This is a genomic window from Vibrio sp. V43_P6S15P86 (genome assembly GCF_009904725.1).
Taxonomy (GTDB): Bacteria; Pseudomonadota; Gammaproteobacteria; order Enterobacterales; family Vibrionaceae; genus Vibrio; species Vibrio diabolicus.
Genome location: NZ_WXWT01000189.1, coordinates 1 through 7,741 on the forward strand (window position 1 = coordinate 1; position 7,741 = coordinate 7,741).

Annotated in this window: 6 protein-coding genes and 1 other RNA gene; all 7 read right to left on the reverse strand. The window is 47.1% G+C overall.

Going from position 1 to position 7,741, the window contains the following annotated elements; genetic code table 11:
- Nucleotides 1-104: 104 nt before the first annotated feature.
- Nucleotides 105-1,469, reverse strand: a complete 1,365-nt coding sequence (locus CAG69_RS08150; RefSeq protein WP_161443631.1) for a UDP-N-acetylmuramoyl-tripeptide--D-alanyl-D-alanine ligase — start codon at nt 1,467-1,469, stop codon at nt 105-107.
- Nucleotides 1,466-2,947 carry a UDP-N-acetylmuramoyl-L-alanyl-D-glutamate--2,6-diaminopimelate ligase gene (gene murE, locus CAG69_RS08155; protein WP_085342798.1) on the reverse strand — a complete coding sequence of 494 codons (1,482 nt, stop codon included), beginning with the start codon at nt 2,945-2,947 and terminating at the stop codon, nt 1,466-1,468. The genes CAG69_RS08150 and murE overlap by 4 nt, the downstream gene beginning before the upstream one ends.
- 62 nt (nt 2,948-3,009) lie before the next feature.
- Nucleotides 3,010-4,803, reverse strand: a complete 1,794-nt coding sequence (locus CAG69_RS08160; RefSeq protein WP_202600723.1) for a penicillin-binding transpeptidase domain-containing protein — start codon at nt 4,801-4,803, stop codon at nt 3,010-3,012.
- Nucleotides 4,800-5,117 (reverse strand): cell division protein FtsL, encoded by a 318-nt coding sequence (ftsL, locus tag CAG69_RS08165; protein ID WP_005396451.1) that lies wholly within the window; start codon nt 5,115-5,117, stop codon nt 4,800-4,802. Before ftsL ends, CAG69_RS08160 begins: the two co-directional genes overlap by 4 nt.
- 5 nt (nt 5,118-5,122) lie before the next feature.
- Nucleotides 5,123-6,073 carry a 16S rRNA (cytosine(1402)-N(4))-methyltransferase RsmH gene (rsmH, locus tag CAG69_RS08170; RefSeq protein ID WP_005396452.1) on the reverse strand — a complete coding sequence of 317 codons (951 nt, stop codon included), beginning with the start codon at nt 6,071-6,073 and terminating at the stop codon, nt 5,123-5,125.
- A 229-nt stretch (nt 6,074-6,302) separates the two neighbouring features.
- An RNA gene (rnpB, locus tag CAG69_RS08175) (RNase P RNA component class A) lies at nt 6,303-6,730 on the reverse strand.
- A 167-nt stretch (nt 6,731-6,897) separates the two neighbouring features.
- The coding region (gene rsmI, locus CAG69_RS08180) for a 16S rRNA (cytidine(1402)-2'-O)-methyltransferase (RefSeq protein WP_161443633.1) at nt 6,898-7,741 on the reverse strand (844 nt) is incomplete at its 5' end.

Consider the following 7,741-nt stretch of genomic DNA (forward strand, 5'->3'; position numbering starts at 1 on the left):
ACCCAGAGCGGTTAATACGCTTAGAATTGCTCGAAAAGACAAGTATTCAAACAATCGGAAAAAAGACAGGTATGGCTGTAGCAGCTCGGCAAGCCAAATAATCATTAATAATACTCCTTCAAAGCAGCAGCGACTTCAAACATACGTGCACCGTTCGCTCCTTTCACCAAAATCGTATGGTTTTCAGGAACGGCTTGGTCTAGATGCTGCTTGATGTATTCAATCATCTCTTGGTGCGTCTCAAAATGAATGCCTTGGCAAAGCTCACTGATCACCTTGGCGTCTGCACCATATGTGAGAACATGTTCAAATTTTTGTGGGGCAGCATGTTCCCCGACTTGACGATGAAGTGCAAGACTTTCCTCGCCCAATTCCGCCATATTACCTAAAATCAGCCAGCGCTGACCTGGGAAAGCAGCCAATAAGTCAACCGCCGCTTTCATGGCTGGCACGCTTGCGTTGTAGCTGTCATCAATCAATTTGATTTTTTCGCTCAGCGCTTCAACCTCGACGCGGCCTTTCACTTTGTTTAAATGTTTAAGGCCAGCGCGAACCTCTTCTAATGTGGCGCCCATTTGTAACGCAATAATAGAAGCAGCGATTGCATTCGCCACGTTGTGTTGACCTATAATACCCAGAGACAGTTCAATTTCTTGTGAGCTTGCTGCGATATGTAGGTTAAAGCTGGCCTCTCCCGCGGCATTCATCACGATATTTGATGCATAGTAATCAGCCGCAGAATTACTTTGTGAGAAGGTGATAACTTCCTTATCCGCCAGCACGCTTTCCCACTTTGTTTCGCCATTGCTGTCTAAATTGACAATCGCAATACTACCTGCAGCAAGACCTTGGTAAATTTCACCTTTGGCTTGTTTCACGCCATCAATAGAACCAAAGCCTTCAAGGTGAGCGGCGGCTACATTGTTCACTAACGCGATATCTGGTTTTACTAACTGAGTCGTGTAAGCAATTTCACCTATATGATTAGCACCAAGCTCAATCACGGCATAATCGTCATCCTGCTGTGAGCGCAATAATGTCAACGGAACACCAATATCATTATTGAAGTTACCCGCCGTGAATAACACTTTGCCTTTCAATTGCAGGATACTCGCAACCATTTCTTTTACGGTCGTTTTACCGCAACTTCCGGTGATGGCAACGGTAGGTGTTTTGCATGCTTGATGCACCCAAGAAGCAAACTCACCCAATGCAAGTTTGGTATCCGACACCACAATTTGCGGCACATTCACATCTAAGCGTTTTTCTACGAGTAAAGCACCGGCACCTGCATCTACCGCTTGTTGGCAAAAGTTGTGCGCATCAAAGCGCTCCCCTACTAACGCCACAAATAGAGCCCCACGATCAATCGTTCGTGTATCAGTAGAAACCGCGTCAATAAGTAGATCGTCGCCGAATCGCTCACCACGAGTGATGTCTGCAATTTGAGATAACGTTACTTTGATCATGAGGTCAATCCTAAAAGTTGCATTGCGGAATCGCGGTCGGAGTAAAGAATCGTTTCGCCATTACGAATCTGATAATCTTCATGGCCCTTTCCAGCTAACAAGATAATGTCGTTTGGCGAAGCATTTTCAATGGCATAAGACAGTGCTTTGAAGCGGTCATGCTGAACAATCGCTTCAGCAGGTTTTGACAGCCCAGCTAACATGTCTTTCACAATCTGAACCGGATCTTCGCTGCGTGGATTGTCGTCAGTCAGCACCACTCTATCACCTAGTCGCTCTGCAATTTCCGCCATCATCGGGCGTTTACCTGCATCGCGATCGCCACCGCAGCCAAAAATAGCCCACAGCTGGCCTTCACAATGAACTCGTAAAGCTTGCAGCGCTTTTTCTAAAGCATCAGGAGTATGAGCATAATCGACCACGACTTTGGCACGATCCTCAGTTTGGAATAACTCCATTCGGCCGAGTACAGGTTGCAGTTGACCTGCGGTTTCGAGTAACGCTTGTTTCTCTTTACCTAAGCTTAATAAGGTCGCAAAAGCAAGCATTAAGTTGGTTGCATTAAACTCACCAATCAAAGGCGCGTGCAATTCACCTGAGCCAAATTTACCATCGAACTTAATAGTAATCCCTGACTCTGCGTAACTGACTTCCGTCGCCCAAATTGCGCTTTCAAATTCAGTGTTCGGCTTGAGCGAAACAGCGATCGCATTACTTAACTGCGACGCCCATTGATGACCGACTTCATCATCAACATTGATAATGGCACGTTCACATTGGTGTTGCGTGAACAACCCAAGCTTTGCATTGGCATACTCTTCCATCGTGCCATGATAATCTAAGTGGTCACGACTTAAGTTAGTAAACACGCCCGCCGCAAATGATAGTGCTTTGACACGACCTTGCGTCAGGCCATGGGAAGATACTTCTAGCGCGGTGTATGTGGCTTGTTGATTTGCGAGAGAGGAGAGCGTTTTCTGAATTTCAACGGCATTCCCCGTTGTATTCGCAGCTTGTTGCAAGTTATTGAGGAAGCCATTTCCTGTTGTTCCCATTACCGCCGCTTTATGGTCAAGCAGTTCTAGCCATTGCGCTATTAACTGGGTAATGGTGGTTTTGCCGTTGGTGCCGGTGACACCAATCAAATCCATATCAGGGTAAGCATAGAGCTTTCCAGCAATTGCGGATAAACGTTGGTCCAACCTATCGATGTAAATGACGGGAACATCATCAATGATTTCCACCGTACCATGTGTTTTGACATCGCAGGCTTGCGCTAGAACCGCATTGGCGCCTTGCTCAATGGCAGAGGCAATGAATTTACGCCCATCCACAACATGGCCAATCACTGCTACAAACGTGGTTCCAGGTTGAACTCTTCGGCTGTCGAGCTCCAATTCAGAAACAAGAACGGACGATAAGCTAGGGCAATCCACCCAAGGGGAAAGCAGCACGTCCATACTGATGGCTTTAGTCATATTTGTTCTCCGAGCTTTGGCTCAGGTTTTCTTAATTTTGTTTGCTCAGTAAACCACAGGGCTTACTGTTGGAATTTGTTTTCGTCAGGTGCAACATTGAGTATTTGCAGCGCGCCTTTCATGATTTCAGAGAAGACAGGAGACGCTACCGAACCACCATAGTAGTCATCACCTTGAGGCTCGTTTACGATCACCACCAAAGCAATTCGCGGATCGCTAACCGGAGCAAGCCCAGCCGTGTAGGTGATGTACTCGTCGCTGTACCCACCAGCAGAAGCTTTACGTGATGTACCTGTTTTCGCTCCCACTCGATAACCAGGAACTGCCGCTCTGCGAGCCGAGCCCCCTTTTTGAGTTACGGTTTCCAACATGTCTAATACTTGACGCGCATACTTCGCACTCACCACTTGACGTGACATGTCATGATCATTGCTTTCGATAATATGAATAGGCTCGTATTTGCCAAGGTTTCCAAGCGTCGCATAAGCATGGGCTAGCTGGATTGGTGTAATTGATAGACCATAACCAAACGCAATCGTGGCGCGCTCAATTGGCGACCAACGAGTTCGTGTAGGAAAAATACCCGTCACTTCCCCAACTAGGTTTAGGCCAGAAAGCTCACCAAAACCCACTGAACTGTACAGCCCAAGAAGCGCCTCTACCGGCATTTGCATTGCTAGCTTCGTCACACCGATATTACTCGACTTTTTAAGGATCGTGGTCAAGCTCGCTTTGCCTACGCGAGAGACATCTCTGACTCGACTACCACCTAAACGTAGGACACCATTACCGGTATCTACGATGGTATCTTTATCGGCTATCCCATTTTCTAAGGCGGCTAAAATAACGAAAGGCTTAATGGTCGAACCGGGCTCCATTGAGTCCGTGATCACTCGGTTACGCATTTGATAGCTTTGCCAATCGCTACGATTGTTAGGGTTATAAGAAGGAGCATTAACCATGGCCAATACGGCGCCCGTTTTTACATCCAACATGACAACGGAACCTGAAGTGGCGCGGTGGTCCGCAACGGCTTGCTTAATCGCACGGTACGCAATCGCCTGTAGGCGCTGATCGATGGTTAACTGAAGTGATTTACCTTCTTGCTTGTCTTGCCAAGCAATGTTTTCCACAACACGACCATAACGGTCTTTACGAATAGTTTTCTTACCCGCCGCGCCAGTGAGCCACTCATCGTAGCTACGCTCCACACCTTCTAGGCCATGCCCGTCAATGCCTGTTACACCGACTAAGTGAGCACTAACCTCACCTGCAGGATAATAACGACGAGATTCCGACTTAAGGCCAACACCTGGCAGCTTTAGCTCACGAATATAGTTCGCCATGGCCGGACTGACCTGGCGCTGCAAGTAGATAAAGCGGCGTTTTTCATTGCGCTTGATTTTGTCTATCAACCCTTGTCGGTCAACACCAAGAACATCCGCTAATGCATACCAACTCTTGGTCTGGCTTAAGGCATTTTCTTTAAATATCGTCGCGGGATCCGCCCAAACGGCCTCAACAGGCACGCTGACAGCGAGCGGCTCACCATTTCGGTCCGAAATAATACCGCGTGCAGAAGGGATGGATTTCACACGAACCGAGCGTAGGTCACCTTGTTTAATCAGGTTATCCGGTTCAATGATTTGAATATAGGCTACGCGCGCCACCAAAAGTGCAAATGCACAAAAGACAAAAAACAGTAATAGATGGAAGCGCCAACGAATCAGAAAGGATTCTTCAACCTCCACTTTCACTGCTTTTTTCTCGGTTTTCGTATCCCCCGAAGCGTTTTTTTCTTTCGCGACAGGTTTACGCTTGTTGCTTGGTTTCGTGTTGGTTTTCTTTCTAATCATTTGAGCGTGACAACCACTTCTTTATCGCCATCAGGTCGTTTCATTTCAAGTTCTTTTTTGGCAAGGTCTTGAACACGACTGTGTTCCGCGAGGGCCGTTTCTTCCAACATCAGGTTGCGCCATTCGCTATCTAAACGCTCTCGTTCAACCAAAGTGTGATCTTTTTCGGTGATCGCTTGACGCGCATGGTGGGTAGCAAATACCACTCCCATTGCCGATGCCACGATCAATAGCAACAACACTAATGGCCAGCGACCAACGGTGATAAGATCCGTTGCAATCAACTTAGCAAGGTTAGGAGTGGGTTTCGTCATAATAATTAAAGCTTTTCTGCAATTCTTAGCACAGAGCTGCGCGAACGAGGGTTCATTTCAATTTCTTGTTTGCTTGGCTTAATCGCTTTGCTCACCGCTTTCATATTCGCACTACCAAGAGCACGAATTTGCTCTTCAGTCATTGGAATGCCATGTGGCACTTCAGGTCCTTTGCTCTCTTTACGGATAAAACGTTTGACCATACGGTCTTCCAGAGAGTGGAAACTGATGACAGATAAACGACCTTCAGGAGCCAGAATACTTGCCGCGCCTTTTAGTGCCGTATCAATTTCTTCTAACTCACTGTTGATGTAAATACGAAATGCCTGGAACGCACGAGTCGCAGGGTGTTTTTTCTCTTTAAAGCTTTTGGGTGCAGCATCTGAGATCAGCTTCGCAAGCTGGCCAGTACGTACCAGAGGTTCATTTTCTTCGTCTTCACGGTAGGCAACAATCGCTTTGGCAATACGGCGCGCGTGTTTGTCTTCACCAAACTCACGAATCACCCAGGTAATATCATCGAGGTCAGCTTCCATTAGCCATTGAGATACGGGAATACCTGATGTTGGGTCCATACGCATATCTAGCGGGCCGTCTTTCATAAAGCTAAAGCCACGCTCTGCGTCGTCTAACTGCGGAGAAGAAACACCTAAATCCAGTAGAACGCCATCAACTTTGCCAACCAAGTCATACTCTTTAGCATACTCAGCAATGCCAGAAAATGGACCATGAATGATGGTGAAGCGAGGATCATTGATTTTGCCTGCTTCAGCTATCGCTTGAGGGTCACGATCGATACTGTACAGTCGGCCGTTTTCGCCGAGTTTAGATAAAATAGTCCGGCTGTGACCGCCACGGCCAAATGTTCCATCGATATAGATACCGTCTGGTTTGATAGCTAAGCCATCAATGGATTCATTTAATAACACGGAAATATGTTGGAAGGTTTCGGTCATAGCTTTCTCGTTGAATGATCTTGAAGCGATTTTAAGATATGTTGCTCTCTCATGCTGAATACTTATAGCAAAAGATCAACCTACCATAGTGTACTGATTTCCCACATCATCGCCACCTCAAGTCTAAAGTCAGACGTGATTTAACGCCAAGTTTATTGGTAATGACAGGGTTTGCGTCAATAAAATGCAAAAAACCCATCACTACAAAAAGTAGTGATGGGTCTCGAATAGTTGGAGTCGACACATAAGCCGGGTTCTGTTCCGCTTGCGCGGCGGTAGCCATTCGTCTAGGCCAGCAATCGCTCACTGGCTCAAGCAACCTACCCGCCTCCTTACGCGAGCAACGCAATGTGGAGGCCTATTTGGTCTTGCTCCGGGTGGAGTTTACCCTGCAACGAACTATTGCTAGTCGTCCGGTGCGCTCTTACCGCACCCTTTCACCCTTACCTGTGCCCTAGGGCCATCGGCGGTCTTCTCTCTGCTGCACTTGTCGTAGGCTTGCGCCCCCCAGGCGTTACCTGGCACCCTGCTCTATGGAGCCCGGACTTTCCTCCCCTTTACCAGTCTCCCGAAGGACGTCAACGTCAGTCTCCCAAAGGACTTCAACGTCAGTCTCCCGAAGGACATCAGTAAAGCAGCGACTACCCAGTCAACTCCGAGGGCGGATTGTATAGAGTTATCTACTCAGAGTCTAGTGAGATCACAGATATGATGAAATGAATGCATTGAGTGGTGCTTTTTTAACCTAACCATCAAACATTGAGCCTAAAAAAGGCCGATATTTTCACATCGACCCGCTTTACCATGTGTCTCGTTAGCCGTGCTTAGTCTAAATTTTCTAAGCCCCACTTATACAACGCATTCTTCTTCAAGTTATGAATTTCTGCTACCAAAGCCGCTGCTTTTTTCAAAGGCAGCTCTTTGGTTAAAATCCCTAATGTACGCAAGGCATCGTCTGGCAATGAATCGTCCGCGGTTTCGCGATAACCATGCACCAACAATACCATTTCGCCACGCTGTTGGTTATCGTCACCTTTCACCCACTCAATTAACTCACCTAATGGCATACCTTGAATGGTTTCAAAGGTTTTCGTTAGTTCTCTCGCCAACACGACTTCTCTATCTGGGCCAAGAACGTCTAACATGTCTTGTAGAGAGTCCAAAATACGGTGCGGTGACTCGTAAAAAATACACGTACGCTCTACCGAAGCAATCTCTAGGAATTTATCCTTACGGCCTTTGCTTTTCGGTGGTAAAAAGCCTTCGAAGCTAAAGCGATCGGATGGCAAGCCTGATGCACTTAACGCCGTAATGACCGCGCAAGCACCAGGAAGCGGCACAACTCTAACGCCCGCTTGACGACATTTTGTTACCAAATGATATCCTGGGTCGCTGATAAGTGGCGTACCAGCGTCAGAAACTAACGCGATAGACTGACCGGAAAGCAGCTTTTCTACCAAAACCTGTGCTTTTTGCTGTTCATTGTGATCATGCAGAGCAAAAGTTTTGGTTTGAATATTGAAGTGAGACAGTAATTTACCCGTATGTCGAGTATCCTCAGCAGCAATGATGTCCACCGTCGACAGAATTTCGATAGCACGTTGTGTGATATCCGCTAAATTTCCGATTGGAGTCGGTACGATATAGAGAGTTGGCCCCTCATTCGGC